The sequence below is a fragment of the Streptomyces lichenis genome, assembly GCF_023218175.1.
Classification (GTDB): Bacteria; Actinomycetota; Actinomycetes; order Streptomycetales; family Streptomycetaceae; genus Streptomyces; species Streptomyces lichenis.
This window is the reverse complement of the sequence record NZ_JALPTH010000013.1, coordinates 83,433-96,413: the sequence shown is the minus strand read 5'-3', so window position 1 is coordinate 96,413 and position 12,981 is coordinate 83,433. Positions and strand designations below refer to the sequence as shown.

12 protein-coding genes and 1 pseudogene are annotated in these 12,981 nt (G+C 75.5%); 7 read left to right on the top strand and 6 right to left on the bottom strand.

Annotation, left to right across the window (positions count from 1 at the left end):
• Window positions 1-31: 31 nt before the first annotated feature.
• Window positions 32-1,039, top strand: a complete 1,008-nt coding sequence (locus M1O15_RS15205; protein WP_248634359.1) for a Gfo/Idh/MocA family protein — start codon at window positions 32-34, stop codon at window positions 1,037-1,039.
• A 19-nt stretch (window positions 1,040-1,058) separates the two neighbouring features.
• Here the strand turns inward: M1O15_RS15205 and M1O15_RS15200 are convergent, their stop codons facing one another.
• Genes M1O15_RS15200 through M1O15_RS15190 form a run of 3 tightly spaced genes read right to left on the bottom strand, consistent with a single transcriptional unit; the run spans window position 1,059 to window position 4,226 of the window.
• Window positions 1,059-2,243, bottom strand: a complete 1,185-nt coding sequence (locus tag M1O15_RS15200) for a cytochrome P450 family protein (protein WP_248634358.1) — start codon at window positions 2,241-2,243, stop codon at window positions 1,059-1,061.
• 37 nt (window positions 2,244-2,280) lie between these two features.
• Complete coding sequence (locus M1O15_RS15195) at window positions 2,281-2,955, bottom strand: response regulator transcription factor (RefSeq protein WP_248634357.1); 675 nt, start codon at window positions 2,953-2,955, stop codon at window positions 2,281-2,283.
• Complete coding sequence (locus M1O15_RS15190) at window positions 2,952-4,226, bottom strand: sensor histidine kinase (protein WP_248634356.1); 1,275 nt, start codon at window positions 4,224-4,226, stop codon at window positions 2,952-2,954. The genes M1O15_RS15195 and M1O15_RS15190 overlap by 4 nt, the downstream gene beginning before the upstream one ends.
• Window positions 4,227-4,373: 147 nt before the next feature.
• Here M1O15_RS15190 and M1O15_RS15185 point away from each other — a divergent pair, with 147 nt between their 5' ends.
• The 4 genes and pseudogenes from M1O15_RS15185 to M1O15_RS15170 all read left to right on the top strand — a co-directional run.
• Window positions 4,374-4,592, top strand: coding sequence for a hypothetical protein (locus M1O15_RS15185; protein WP_248634355.1), 219 nt, complete (start codon window positions 4,374-4,376; stop codon window positions 4,590-4,592).
• Window positions 4,593-4,812: 220 nt separating this feature from the next.
• Entirely contained in the window at window positions 4,813-5,379 is a 567-nt protein-coding gene (locus M1O15_RS15180; protein ID WP_248634354.1) for a DUF2243 domain-containing protein, read from the top strand.
• Window positions 5,376-6,242: a cytochrome c oxidase assembly protein gene (locus M1O15_RS15175; protein ID WP_372499475.1), complete on the top strand. Its 867-nt coding sequence runs from the start codon at window positions 5,376-5,378 to the stop codon at window positions 6,240-6,242. The genes M1O15_RS15180 and M1O15_RS15175 overlap by 4 nt, the downstream gene beginning before the upstream one ends.
• Window positions 6,239-6,743 (top strand): annotated as a pseudogene (locus tag M1O15_RS15170) (hypothetical protein); the annotation flags it as partial. The gene M1O15_RS15175 and the pseudogene M1O15_RS15170, both read left to right, overlap by 4 nt.
• 105 nt (window positions 6,744-6,848) lie before the next feature.
• Here M1O15_RS15170 and M1O15_RS15165 read toward each other — a convergent pair.
• The gene (locus M1O15_RS15165; protein WP_248634353.1) at window positions 6,849-7,463 is read right to left on the bottom strand and encodes a dihydrofolate reductase family protein; all 615 of its coding nucleotides are present in this window, start codon (window positions 7,461-7,463) and stop codon (window positions 6,849-6,851) included.
• 223 nt (window positions 7,464-7,686) lie between these two features.
• On the opposite strand from M1O15_RS15165, the gene M1O15_RS15160 reads away from it, so the two are divergent.
• Window positions 7,687-8,421: a 3-oxoacyl-ACP reductase family protein gene (locus M1O15_RS15160; protein ID WP_372499474.1), complete on the top strand. Its 735-nt coding sequence runs from the start codon at window positions 7,687-7,689 to the stop codon at window positions 8,419-8,421.
• Window positions 8,422-8,556: 135 nt separating this feature from the next.
• On the opposite strand, the gene alc is transcribed toward M1O15_RS15160, so the two are convergent.
• Complete coding sequence (gene alc / locus M1O15_RS15155; RefSeq protein WP_248634351.1) at window positions 8,557-9,795, bottom strand: allantoicase; 1,239 nt, start codon at window positions 9,793-9,795, stop codon at window positions 8,557-8,559.
• A gap of 37 nt (window positions 9,796-9,832) precedes the next feature.
• On the bottom strand, window positions 9,833-11,215 hold the full coding sequence (allB, locus tag M1O15_RS15150) for an allantoinase AllB (protein WP_248634350.1): 1,383 nt from the start codon (window positions 11,213-11,215) through the stop codon (window positions 9,833-9,835).
• 428 nt (window positions 11,216-11,643) lie between these two features.
• Between allB and M1O15_RS15145 the strand changes: the two genes are divergently transcribed.
• Window positions 11,644-12,453: an IclR family transcriptional regulator gene (locus tag M1O15_RS15145; RefSeq protein WP_248634349.1), complete on the top strand. Its 810-nt coding sequence runs from the start codon at window positions 11,644-11,646 to the stop codon at window positions 12,451-12,453.
• The last annotated feature ends 528 nt before the right edge of the window (window positions 12,454-12,981 follow it).

The following is a 12,981-nucleotide window of genomic DNA, read 5'->3' as shown; positions in this document are numbered from 1 at the left end:
AGCGGCCGGGGGCCGATCCACCGTCGTGCCCATGCGCATCGGAGTCATCGGCACGGGGCGGATCGGCGCCTTCCACGCGGGCCTGCTCGCCCGCCATCCGGAGGTCGGGAGCCTGGTCGTCGCCGACGCCGACCGGACGCGGGCGGCGCGGGTCGCCGAGGCCACCGGGGCCGCGCTGGCCGGCGGCGCGGACGAGGTGTTCACCTGGGGCGTGGACGCGGTGGTGATCACCTCGGCCACCGCGTCGCACGCCGAACTGATCGCCCGGGCCGCGCGGGCCGGGCTGCCGGCCTTCTGCGAGAAGCCGATCGCCGTGGACCTGCCCGGCACCCTGGCCGCGCTGCGGGCGGTCGAAGCGGCCGGCTCGGTGCTCCAGCTCGGCTTCATGCGCCGCTTCGACGCCGGGTACCGGGCCGCTCGCCGGGCGGTGCGGAGCGGGCGGCTGGGCCGGCTGCACACCGTACGGGCGATCACCTCCGACCCGGCACCGCCGCCGTCCGCGTACCTCCCGCTCTCCGGCGGGCTCTACCGGGACTGCCTGGTCCATGACTTCGACATCCTGCGCTGGGTGACCGGGCGGGAGGTGGTGGAGGTGTACGCGACCGGGTCGGACGCCGGGCCGCCGATGTTCCGGGAGGCCGGGGACGTGGACACCGCGGCGGCGCTGCTCACCCTGGACGACGGGACGCTGGCCACCGCCACCGCCACCCGGTGCAACGGAGCCGGCTACGACGTACGGATGGAGCTGGCCGGGGAGCACGACCAGATCGCCGTCGGCCTGGACGAGCGCACCCCGCTCGCCTCCACCGAACCGCTCGGCCCGCCGCCCGCCACCCGGCCCTGGACCGGCTTCCTGGAGCGGTTCGCCCCGGCGTACGAGGCCGAGCTGGACGCCTTCGTCCATCTGGCCCGCGGGGAGCGGGACAACCCCTGCGACGGCCGGGAGGCGCTGGCCGCGCTCCGGATCGCCGAGGCCTGCGAGCGGTCCCGGCGGGAGCGGCGCCCGGTGCGGCCGGCGGAGGTCGACGGAGCGCCCTGAGAGCCGGCCAGGACGAGTTCTACCAGGTCACGGGCAGCCGGCGGACCCCGCGGATGAGCAGTCCGGGCAGCCAGTCCGGCGGGCCGGCGGCCGGGTCGAGGGCGAGGTCGGGGAAGCGGTCCAGCAGGGCCCGTACCGCGATCCGGCCCTCCAGCCGGGCCAGCGGGGCGCCCAGGCAGTAGTGCAGGCCGTGGCCGAAGGCGAGGTGCCCGGAGGTGTCCCGGCGGATGTCGAAGCGGTCCGGCTCGGAGAAGCGGGCCGGGTCCCGGTCCCCCGCCGCGATCCCGACCAGCACCGAGGCACCGGCCGGGATGACCGCGTCCCCGCAGGGCACCGGCTCCCGGGCGAAGCGCACCGTGCCGGTCTCCACCGGCCCGTCGTAGCGGAGCATCTCCTCCACCGCCCCGTCCAGCAGCCCCGGATCGGCCCGGAGCGCGGCCAGCTGCTCCGGGTGCGAGAGCAGCGCCCGCATCCCGTTGCCGATCAGGTTCACGGTGGTCTCGTGCCCGGCGATCAGCAGCAGGTACGCCATGGCGCGCAGCTCGGTCGCGGAGAGCGCGTCGCCGTCCTCGGCGCGGGTGCGCAGCAGCCCGGAGAGCAGGTCGTCGGCGGGCCCGGAGCACCGCTTGTCCTCGATGAGCTCGTCCAGATAGCCGGAGAGCGCGTGTACGGCGGCGTACTCGGACTCCTCGCCGCTGGGCGCGACGATCTCGGTGGTCCAGGCGCGGAAGGCGTCCCGGTCGGCGGCGGGCACCCCGAGCAGTTCGCAGATGACGGTGATGGGCAGCGGGAAGGCCAGCCCGTCCACCAGGTCGGCCCGCCGCCCGCCGCCGCCCGCCATGGCGTCCAGCAGGCCGTCGGTGATCGACTGGACGCGGGGGCGCAGCGCCTCCACCCGGCGCCCGGTGAACTCCCGGGCCACCAGCCGGCGCAGCCGGGTGTGGTCGGGCGGGTCCAGGACCAGCAGGCTGGAACCGACCACCTGCTCGTCCAGCATGGTGCCGCCGACGGTGGCGGGCGACTTCGACAGCCGGGGGTCGGCCAGCGCGGCCCGCGCCTCGGAGTGGCCGACCACCAGCCACACCTCCTGGCCCTGCGGGGTGCGCACCCGGTGCACCGGACCGGCGCCGCGCAGCTTGGCGTACACCGGATACGGGTCGGCGGTGAAGTCCTCGGCGAGCGCGCCGAGTTCGATGATCTCCATCGGCCCACTGTAGGCACCCGGCCCGCCCGCCGGTCCGCTAGGGCGCGGCGTCGCCGTCGAGCAGTCCGGCGTCGTGGACCAGCAGGGCGATCTGGACGCGGTTGTTGAGGCCGAGCTTGCCCAGCACCCGGGAGACATGGGTCTTGACGGTGGGGACGCTCATGTAGAGCACGGCGGCGATCTCGGCGTTGGACCGGCCCTCGCCGACCGCGAGCGCCACCTCCCGTTCGCGTTCGGCGAGGACGGCGAGGCGCGCGGTGGCCGCGGCCCGGCGGTCGGCGGGGCCGGGCGGGGCGTCCGCCACCCGGTCCATCAGCCGGCGGGTGACCGCCGGGGAGAGCACCGGGTCGCCGGCCGCGACCCGCCGCACCGCGTCCACGATCCGGTCGGGCGGGGTGTCCTTGAGGACGAAGCCGGCGGCTCCGGCCCGCAGCGCCCGCACCACCTGCTCGTCGGCGTGGAAGGTGGTGAGGACCACGACCTCGGGGGCGCCGGGGCGGGCGCGCAGCCGCTCGGTGGCGGTGAGCCCGTCCACCCGGGGCATCCGGATGTCCATCAGCACGACGTCGGGGGCGAGCCGGTCCACCAGGGCGGGCACCTCGGAGCCGTCGGCGGCCTCGCCGACGATCTCGATGCCGGCGCCGCCGAGCATCAGGGTGAGTCCCGCGCGGACGAGGGGGTCGTCGTCGACGATGAGCAGCCGGATGGTCATACCGGCCACGGTAGCCAGGCCCGCAGGGCGAACCCGCCCTCGGGGAGGGGCCCGTGGTCGAGCCGGCCGCCGGCCAGCACGGCCCGCTCGGTGAGCCCGATCAGCCCCTGCCCGGCGCCGGGCATCCGGGCCGCGCTGTCTTGGGCGGCCGGGTTGCGCACCTCGACGGTGAGCCCGTCGCCGGGGCGGCCGCGCACGGTGACGGTGACCTCGGCGCCCGGGGCGTGCTTGCGGGCGTTGGTCAGGCCCTCCTGGGCGACCCGGTAGACGGCGCGGCCGGTGGCGGCGGGGACGCCCGAGGGGTCGGGGACGCCGTTGTCCAGGGTGACCCGCATCCCGGCCTGCCGGGACTCGGCAGCCAGCTCGTCCAGGGTGGCGAGGGTGGGCTGCGGCCGGTCCGGGTCGCCCTCGCCGGGGGCGCGCAGCACCCCGATGATCTCGCGCAGGTCCTCAAGGGCGTCATGGGCGCTGTCCCGGATCACCCCGGCGGCCCGGGCCACGTCGGCGGGGGCGGCGTCGGGCCGGAACTCCAGGGCCCCGGCGTGCACGCTGAGCAGGGTGAGCCGATGGGCGAGGACGTCGTGCATCTCCCGGGCGATGGCCTCCCGGGCGGCGCGCTGGGCCTGCTCGGCGCGCAGCTCCGCCTCGGCCTCGGCGCGGGCGGCCCGTTCCCGCAGGGCGGCCACCAGCTGGCGGCGGGAGCGCACCAGCATGCCCCAGCCGGTGACCAGCAGGAGCAGCACCGCGCTGGCGATGACCCCGGCGAGCAGTCCCATCGACGGGTCGGGCCGGACCACCGCCTGGGCGATCGAGCAGGCCATGGCGAACAGCCCCAGCGGGGCGAGCCGGCCGAACGGCACCCGGACCGCGGCGGTGAACAGGGCGACGAGCAGCGCGCCGCCGACCCCCGGGGCGACGATGCCGACCACGCTCAGCACGGCGGTCAGCTGCACCGGCCACCGCCGGCGCACCCACAGGGCGCAGCAGGCGGCGGCCGCGACGACCTGGTCGGCGACGACCACCGCGGAGGCGTTGTCCATCCCCCGGGAGGCCTCGGCGGCGAGCACCCCGAGCAGGGCGGCGAAGGCGAAGGCGGCGGTGTCCACCACCCAGTCGCGGACCGTCCGGCGCCGCCCCGGCCGCCACCGGGCGCCCCGGGCCGCCGGGCCGCCGGCGTCCCGCACGGGGCTCTGCTGTGGTGTGGCCGCCGCCTCCGCCGGGTCGTCCGCCAGGTCGGAGGGGAGCAGCCAGCGGTACTCCGCTCGCGTCATGCCCTCCACGCTACGCAGCGGCGAGGCGGAAGGGGCGGCCCGGCGGGCGGGCGGCTACCGAAGTCGAACGGGCCGATACTTTCGGACCCTCGGAACGGTGCCGTTGCCGGACGCGGCGGAGGCCCCGCCCGGCGGAGGATCGGCACCATGAAGAAACTACTGGAGCTGGTGGGTGGAATCCTGCTGATCGCGGGCGTCTGCGGTGTGATCCGGGAGGTATGGCCGTGGTTCCGCCTGATGGGGTTCACCGACTGGCTGATCGGGAAGGCGGGCTTCCTCCAGGGGTGGGAGCTGTTCGCCCATATCGTCATCGCGGTGCTCGGCTTCCTGGTGCTGATGATCGCGGACGGCGTCCGCAAGGCGTAGCCCCGGGATGCGGGGCGCCGCCGTCGGTGTGACGGGCCGGTGCGTGCCGCGCCGCCGCCCGGGCGGGAGGCGGCGGCGGGCGTTACGGTCGGCCTCCCCCGGACCGCCGCCCCTCCCCCTGCCCCCGTGCCGGATGCGACTGGGACGGCCCACCCGGGGCACGTACGGGACGAGGTCCCGCCACGTCACGGAGAACGCCCCGAGGAACGGAGTCACTTCCATGGCCACGACCACCGGTACGGCCGCGGACACCACCGGCGCCGCCCGCGGCCTGCGGCTCCCGGGCATCGTGCTGGGGGTGGGGCTCGGCGGCTTCGTCGACGGCATCCTGCTGCACCAGCTGCTCCAGTGGCACCACATGCTGACCAGCACCGACACCGACCGCATCGGGGTGAGGTACTACCCGGCGGACACCGTGGCGGGGCTGGAGATGAACACCGTCTGGGACGGGATCTTCCACACCGTCTGCTGGCTCGCCGTGCTGACCGGTCTGGCCGTCCTCTACGCCCGGGTCACCCACCACCGCCGCCGGGTGTGGACCTCCCCGGCGCTGTGGGGCTGGGTGCTGGTCGGCTGGGGGCTGTTCAACCTGGTCGAAGGCGTCCTGGACCACCACGTCCTCGGCATCCACCATGTGTACGCCGGTGAGCGGCAGCTCTGGTGGGACCTCGGGTTCCTGCTGCTGGGCGCGGTGCTGGTGGCGGCCGGCTGGACCCTCCAGCGCCGCGGCCGCCCCTTCGACCCCTCGGCCGGGGGCGGGTCCGGGGGCGGCCCGGCCGCGTCGTGACCCCCGCGCACGGCACCGGCGCGGGCGCGGCTCCCGGGGCCGGTGCCGACGGGCCGCCGCTGTTCACCGCGCTGCCGCTGACCGCGCTGCTCGCCGCCGCCGCGGTCTATCTGCTGCTGGCGGCGCTGGCCCGGCACCGCAACCCGGCGGCCGGCTGGCGGCGGCACCGCACCGCCGCGTTCCTCACCGGGCTCGGGGTGCTGGGCGCGGCGCTGCTGCCGCCGGTGGCGCCGTTCGCCCACCAGGACTTCCGGGGCCATATGCTCCAGCATCTGCTGATCGGCATGTACGCGCCGCTGCTGCTGGTCCTGGGCGCGCCGGTCACCCTGCTCTGCCGCACCCTGCCGCCGCCGCGCGCCCGGCGCCTGGTCCGGGTGCTGCGCAGCCCGCCCCTGCGGCTGATCGGCCATCCGGTGACCGCGCTGCTGCTCTCCACCGGCACCCTGGGCGCGCTGTACTTCACCCCGCTGTACGAGGCGGTGCACGGCCGTCCGCTCGCCCATCTCGCCCTGCACGCGCACTTCCTGCTGTCGGGCTGCCTGTTCGCCTGGGTGATCGCCGGCCCGGACCCGGCGCCCGCCCGCCCGGGCGTACCGGCCCGGCTGGTGGTCCTCGGCGCCGCCATCGCCGCGCACTCCACCGTCTCCCAGCTGGTGTACGCGAACCTGTACCTGCGGGTGCGGGCCCCGCTGGAGCAGCTCCAGGGCGGCGCGGAGCTGATGTACTACGGCGGCGACATCGCCGAACTATTGCTGGCGGCCGCCCTGGTGGCCGGCTGGCGGCCCCGCCGCGCCCGCCCGCGAGGAGGCGGGGCGGCCGGGGGCTGCACCGCGCGGGAGGGGGCCGCTGGAGTCCCGGCATGACCGACGGGGTGCTGGAAGTCGCGCTCGGGGTGGTGGCCGCCGGGATCAGCGCGGGCCTTGGCCGGTCCGCCCGTACGTATCTGTGGCGGCGCCGACTCCGGCGCAGGCAGCGGTTCTTCGGGCTGCCGCACGGCTCGGAGTGCCTGTTCGTGGTCAACCGCCAGATGGGCGGGGAGCAGCGCTCGGTGCACCGGCGCGACGCCTTCGCGCTGCTCGAACCGGCCGCGCTGGTCAAGGATTGCGGGGCCGAGGTCCAGATCGCCGCCCATGACCAGACCCGCCAGGGCTCCGGCACCCGGGCCGAGTTCTGCGTCGGCGGCCCGGCGTCCAACCAGCGCACCGCCGCGCACCTGGCCGCGCTGCTGCCCGGGGTGCGGTTCACCACCCCCGAGCCGGGCCCGGACCAGGGGGCGATCCACACTGCTCTGCGGCCGGAGCGCCGTCACCCACCAGGCCGCTGCCCGCCATCTGGCCTCCCACCACGAGGAGTTGCACCGGCGCGGCCCCCGCGCCACCTCCGGCGCCTCCGGACGCGGACGACCCGGCGGCTCAGGGGAGTGCGGCCGGCAACCTGCGGGCCGTACCCGTCCAGGAGTAGGCCCGCGCTCACTCCCCGACGAGGCCGAAGCGGGCCGGTCCTTCGGGCCGGTAGGTAGTGACCACCACCCCGGCGCCGGTGGTGCGCTGCCCGGTCAGGGCGTACGCGGCGGGGGCCCCGCCGTCGGGGAAGAGCCGGCGGCCCTGGCCCAGGAAGACTGGGTGAACCAGCAGGTTCAGCTCGTCCAGCAGGCCGTGCGCGACGAGGGTCCCGGCCAGCCGGGTGCTGCCGTGCACCTGGACCTCCCCCTCGGCCTCCTCCTTCAGCCGGGTCACCGCAGCCACTGGGTCGCCGCCGAGCAGGGTGGTGTGCTCCCAGTCGGCGGAGGTGAGGGTGGAGGAGACCACGTACTTGGGACGGGAGTTGAGGATGCCGGCGATCCGGTCCTCCTCGTCGGTGACCTTCGGCCAGTAGCCGGCGAAGATCTCGTAGGTCCGGCGGCCGAGCAGGATGCCGTCGGCGCGGCCGAGGTATCCGGTGACGAAGCGGATCAGGTCCTCGTCGACGAAGGGAGCCTGCCAGCCGCCGCCGGTGAACCCGTCGCTCGGGTCCTCCTCGGGTCCGCCGGGCGCCTGCATCACGCCGTCGAGGGTGAGGAAGGCGTTCAAGGTGAGCGTGGCCATGGCGGTCCGCCTCTCGCTGGGTGCCGAATCCCCTCGGGGACGTACACCAGGACAGACCGCCCCCGTGCCCGTAACTCATCGGCCGGACTCCCCCCCCCCGGACGCGCCGATCCCCGCCCCGGCTCGGTGTCCGATCCCCGCCAGCGCCCAGGGGCGCCCGGCGATGGGATGGAGTCCTCGGCCGGAAGAGGCGAGACGGATGACGAGGAGTACCGAAGTGGATATGCGAGGCAGGACGGCGCTGGTCACGGGCGGGAGCCGGGGTATCGGAGCGGCCACGGCGCTGCGCCTGGCGCGGGACGGGGCGGATGTCGCCGTCACCTATGCGCACGGCGAGGAGGCGGCCCGGGAGGTGGTGCGGACGATCGAGTCGACCGGGCGGCGCGGGGTCGCGCTGCGGGCCGACTCGGGTGACGCGGCCGAGGCGGCGGGCGCGGTGGAGCGGGCCGCGGAGGCACTGGGCGGGCGGCTGGACGTGCTGGTCAACAACGCCGGGGTGGGGGTGCTCGGCCCGATCGAGACGATCTCGTTCCCCGATGTGGACCGGGTGCTCGCCGTGAACGTGCGCGGGGTGTACGTGGCCTCGCGGGCGGCGGCCGGGGTGATGGGGCGCGGCGGGCGGATCATCACCATCGCCAGCTGTATGACCCAGCGGGTGCCGGGGCCGGGCGGGACGCTGTACGCCATGAGCAAGTCGGCGCTGATCGGGCTGAACAAGGCGCTCGCCCGTGAGCTGGGCGGCCGGGGCATCACCGCCAACGTGGTGCACCCCGGTCCGATCGACACCGATATGAACCCGGCGGACGGGCCGATGGCCGAGGGGCAGATCGGGCTCACCGCGCTGGGCCGGTTCGGCTCGGCGGACGAGGTGGCTTCGCTGGTGGCGTATCTGGCGGGCGAGGAGGCCGGGTACGTCACGGGCGCCGAGTTCTCGGTGGACGGCGGCCACGCGGCGTAGGCACGCGGGGGTCGGAGCAAGGCCCGAGGGCGCACCGGTGCTGTCCTTCCGGTGCGCCCTCGGCGTACGGGCGGGTGTCGTTCCCGCCCGGGTGGGCGCGGCCCGTGTCGGCGGGCCGCAGCAAGAGGCCCCGGCTCAGCTCAGCTCGTCGTGGCGGGCGGCCAGGCGCTTGGCGCCCTCGTCCGTCAGCGAGCCGAACAGCCGCAGGCGGGAGATGCCGCCGTCGGGGTAGATGTCGATCCGCACATGGGTGCCGACGGCCGGCTCCGGCAGCACGAACCGGTGGTTGGTATCGGGCTGGAGCCGCGTGCGGGGCAGGATCTCGGTCCAGTCGTCGCCGTCGGCGCCGTCGCGTACGGAAAGGGCGGCCCAGCCGGCGCTGTTGCCCTTGAGGTACGCGGTGTCGATCTCCACGGCGCGGATGGCGGACTGCTCGACCAGGCGGTAGCGGATCCAGTCGTTGCCCTTGTCGCGGCGGCGGCGGGTCTCCCAGCCGTCGTCCATCTTGCGGGAGCGGCCCGGCTGGATGGTGTTGGTGGCGGGCGAGTAGAACCGGTCGGAGGCGTCCTCGACCAGGCCGCCGTTCTCCAGGGCGGCCACGTCGAAGGCGCCGAGGACTCCGAGCCAGACCGGGTCGGGGACGACCTCGCCGTAGACCCGGAGGCGGGCGATGCCGCCGTCGGGGTGCTGCTTGACCCGCAGGTGGGTGAAGCGCCTGCCGGACTCGACGGTGAAGCCGTTGGCGGCGTGCCCGCCGACGGCGGTGCGCGGCACGATCACGGTCCACTCGACGCCGTCGGCGAGCAGCTCCTCGGGGGACGGGGAGCCGGCCACGGAGGCGGCCTCCACCGACACGGCCTGCGGGTAGTTGCCGCGGAAGTGGGCGGTGTCCACGACCAGACCGCGGACGACGCCGGGAGCGCCGAGGCGGACCAGGGCCCAGTCGTGGTCCTCGTCCACCGGGTGGGGCGTGCCGGCGTCCGTACCGCGGCGGCGGCGGGTCTCCCAGCCGTCCATGACCTTGCCCTTGTGGCCGAAGTGCTCGGGGTCGAACTCGGCGGGCTCGGGCTTGAGCAGGTTCTCCCGCTCGGCGAAGAACTCGTCGTTGGCGGCGATCACGCCCGCGCCGAGCCGGCGGTCGGCCAGGTCCACCAGTCCGGTGAAGGGGAAGTCGGCGGTCCGGTAGTCGGCGTAGGGGTCGCCGCCGCCGTACGGGCGGGCGTCACCGGTGAAGCGGACCGGGGCCGCCCCGGCCGGGGCCTGGGCCTCGGCCTCGGGCTGGACGGCGGGGGTCTGCGCCGTGTTGCGGACGGGGTCCTGAGCGGTGTGGCGGGCGGGGTCCTGCGCGGAGTTCTGCGCGGTCACTGCGGTCACTTCTTCCTTTCGGGCGGGCACGTCTTCCTTCGGGCGGTCACTTCGTCCTGGTGAGCAGGCGGCCGGTGGGCTCGGCCGGGGCGCCCTGGTCGGCGATGCGCACACCGCGCAGCCAGGTGGACTTCACCACCCCGTGCAGGGTCCTGCCCGCGTAGGCGGTGACCTGGTTGCGGTGGTGCAGGGCGGCGGGGTCGACGGTGAAGGTCTCCTCCGGCGCGAGGACGGCGAAGTCGGCGTCGCGGCCGGCCTCGATGGCGCCCTTGGCGTCCAGTCCGGCGAGCGCGGCGGGCGCGGTGGACATCCAGCGGGCGACGTCGTCCAGGGTGCGTCCGCGGCGGCGGGCCTCGGTCCAGATGGCGGGCAGGCCGAGCTGGAGGGAGGAGATGCCGCCCCAGGCGGTGGAGAAGTCGGGGGTCTTCAGGTCGGCGGTGGACGGCGAGTGGTCGGAGACGATGGCGTCGATGGTGCCGTCGGCGAGGCCGTCCCACAGGGCGTCCTGGTTGGCGGCCTCGCGGATGGGCGGGCAGCACTTGAACTCGGTGGCCCCGTCGGGGACTTCCTCGGCGGTGAGGGTGAGGAAGTGCGGGCAGGTCTCCACGGTGACCCGCACGCCCTCGCGGCGGGCGGCGGCGATCAGCGGCAGCGCGTCACTGGAGGACAGATGCAGTACGTGGACCCGGGCGCCGAGCCGGCGGGCCTGGTCGATCAGGTGCGCGATGGCGGTGTTCTCGGCGTCCCGGGGGCGGGAGGCCAGGAAGTCCGCGTAGTGCGGGGAGCTCTTCTGCGGGGCGGAGTCCAGGTGGTGCGGGTCCTCGGCGTGCACGATCATCAGCCCGCCGAAGCCGGCGATCTCGGTGAGCGAGGCGGCCAGTTGCTCCTGGTCGAGCTGCGGGAACTCGTCCACCCCGGACGGGGACAGGAAGCACTTGAAGCCGAAGACCCCGGCGTCGTGCAGCGGGCGCAGATCGCCCACGTTGTCCGGCAGCGCCCCGCCCCAGAAGCCGGTGTCCACATGGGCCTTGGGACGGGCGGTGTCCTGCTTGACCCGCAGGTTCGCCACCGTGGTGGTGGGCGGCAGGGAGTTGAGCGGCATGTCGATCAGGGTGGTGATGCCGCCGGCGGCCGCGGCCCGGGTGGCGGTCCAGAAGCCCTCCCACTCGGTGCGGCCCGGGTCGTTGACATGGACGTGGGTGTCGACCAGGCCGGGCAGCACGACATGGTCGCCGACGTCCTCCAGCCGGGCCCCGGCGGGGACCTCGGTCTCGTACGGGAGCACCGCGGCGATCCGCTCCCCGGCGACCGCGACCGACGCGGCCCGGGTGCCCTCGGGGGTGACCACCCGGGTCGAGCGCAGTACCAGCGTCACCTCCGCGGTGGGCGCCCCGGCGCCCTCCGCCGCTGCCCGCGAGCGGTCCTCCACCGTCGTGCCCCCATCCTCTCGGCCGTCCACGCAACCTCCCACTACCACCGCCCGTACCAGCGGATTGCTCGCCGCGCCGGGCCGAACTTCAACGAACTGTTGAAGGAGTCTTCACCCCTGAGGGCAAGCCGTCAAGGGTCGCCCGGCCGGATCGGGGTGGCGTGAACCCGACTTGGATGATTCCATGAAGTGGAAGTGGAATTCCACGAAGAGGAACGTAGCTCCCCACAGCAGACGCCGCGGACGGCCCCCGGTCGCCCCCCGGCGGACACCCGGACAAACACCCCCCGACCACCCCCAGACCACCCTCCGACCACCCCACCGACCACTCCCCGACCGGCCATGACGCCCCAGCTCGGCCCGGATGCCCCGCCGGACGGCCCGGTAGGCTGCTGACTTGCCCATCCGCCTCGAAAGGACCCGCCGCCGTGCCGACGTCCAGCGCCAGCACCACCGACGCCGCCAAGCCCGCCGCCACCGGTGGCGTCCAGTCCCTGGAGCGCGCCTTCGACCTCCTGGAGCGGATGGCCGACGCCGGCGGCGAGGTCGGGCTGAGCGAGCTCTCCGCCAGCAGCGGGCTGCCGCTGCCCACCATCCACCGGCTGATGCGGACCCTGGTCGCCTGCGGCTACGTACGCCAGCAGTCCAACCGCCGCTATGCGCTGGGCCCCCGGCTGATCCGGCTCGGCGAGTCCGCCTCCCGGCTGCTCGGCACCTGGGCCCGCCCCTATCTGGCCCGGCTGGTCGAGGAGACCGGCGAGACCGCCAACATGGCGCTGCTGGACGGGGATGAGATCGTCTACGTCGCCCAGGTGCCGTCCAAGCACTCGATGCGGATGTTCACCGAGGTCGGCCGCCGGGTGCTGCCGCACTCCACCGGCGTGGGCAAGGCGCTGCTCGCGGACGTCCCGCCGGAGGAGGTGCGGGCGCTGCTGGCCCGTACCGGGATGCCCGCCGCCACCGAGAAGACCATCACCACCGCGGACGGCTTCCTGGGCGCCCTGGAGCAGGTCCGCGCGGCCGGCTACGCGATGGACGACAGCGAGCAGGAGATCGGGGTGCGCTGCATCGCGGTCTCCATCCCGGACTCCCCCACCGCCGCCGCCATCTCCATCTCGGGCCCGGCGGGCCGGGTGACGGAGGCGGCCAAGGAGACCATCGTGCCCGTCCTCCAAGGCGTGGCCCGCGAACTCTCCGCCGCCCTGGCCAGCACCACGGGGTCGACCACCCAGGGCTGAGGGGCCCCGGGGAGCGGCGGCGGTCCGGTACGACTGCGGCGTCGGGAGCCGCTACAGGGCCGGTACGGCTACGGCGTCGGGAGCCGCTACAGGGCCGGTACGGCTGCGGGGGCGGCGCGCTGCGACGGGCTGGTACAGCTTCGGGGCGGGCGCTGCGACGGCGCCGATACGGCTACGCGGCCGGAGGCGGCGACGGGCCCGGTGCCCTACGGGGCCGGGCGCGGCTACGGGGCCCGGTACGGCTACGGGGCCGGCCGCCACTACGGGGCCGGTACGGCTACGGGGCGGCGCGCTGCGACGGCGCCGATACGGCTACACGGCCGGAGGCGGCGAAGGGCCCGGTGCCGGTACGCGGCCAGGCGCGGTTATGGGGCCCGGTACGGCTACGCGGCCGGGGGCGCGGCGGCGGTCCGGTACGGCTACGGGGCCGGCCGCCGCTACAGGGCCGGTACGGCTGCGGGGCGGCGCGCTGCGACGGCGCCGATACGGCTACACGGCCGGAGGCGGCGAAGGGCCCGGTGCCGGTAC

Bases quoted from the DNA above. Each gene is read 5' to 3' on its own strand.
- M1O15_RS15205 (WP_248634359.1), top strand. From the start codon at position 32: ATGCGCATCGGAGTCATCGGCACGGGGCGGATCGGCGCCTTCCACGCG.
- M1O15_RS15200 (WP_248634358.1), bottom strand. From the start codon at position 2,243: ATGGAGATCATCGAACTCGGCGCGCTCGCCGAGGACTTCACCGCCGAC.
- M1O15_RS15195 (WP_248634357.1), bottom strand. From the start codon at position 2,955: ATGACCATCCGGCTGCTCATCGTCGACGACGACCCCCTCGTCCGCGCG.
- M1O15_RS15190 (WP_248634356.1), bottom strand. From the start codon at position 4,226: ATGACGCGAGCGGAGTACCGCTGGCTGCTCCCCTCCGACCTGGCGGAC.
- M1O15_RS15185 (WP_248634355.1), top strand. From the start codon at position 4,374: ATGAAGAAACTACTGGAGCTGGTGGGTGGAATCCTGCTGATCGCGGGC.
- M1O15_RS15180 (WP_248634354.1), top strand. From the start codon at position 4,813: ATGGCCACGACCACCGGTACGGCCGCGGACACCACCGGCGCCGCCCGC.
- M1O15_RS15165 (WP_248634353.1), bottom strand. From the start codon at position 7,463: ATGGCCACGCTCACCTTGAACGCCTTCCTCACCCTCGACGGCGTGATG.
- M1O15_RS15160 (WP_372499474.1), top strand. From the start codon at position 7,687: ATGCGAGGCAGGACGGCGCTGGTCACGGGCGGGAGCCGGGGTATCGGA.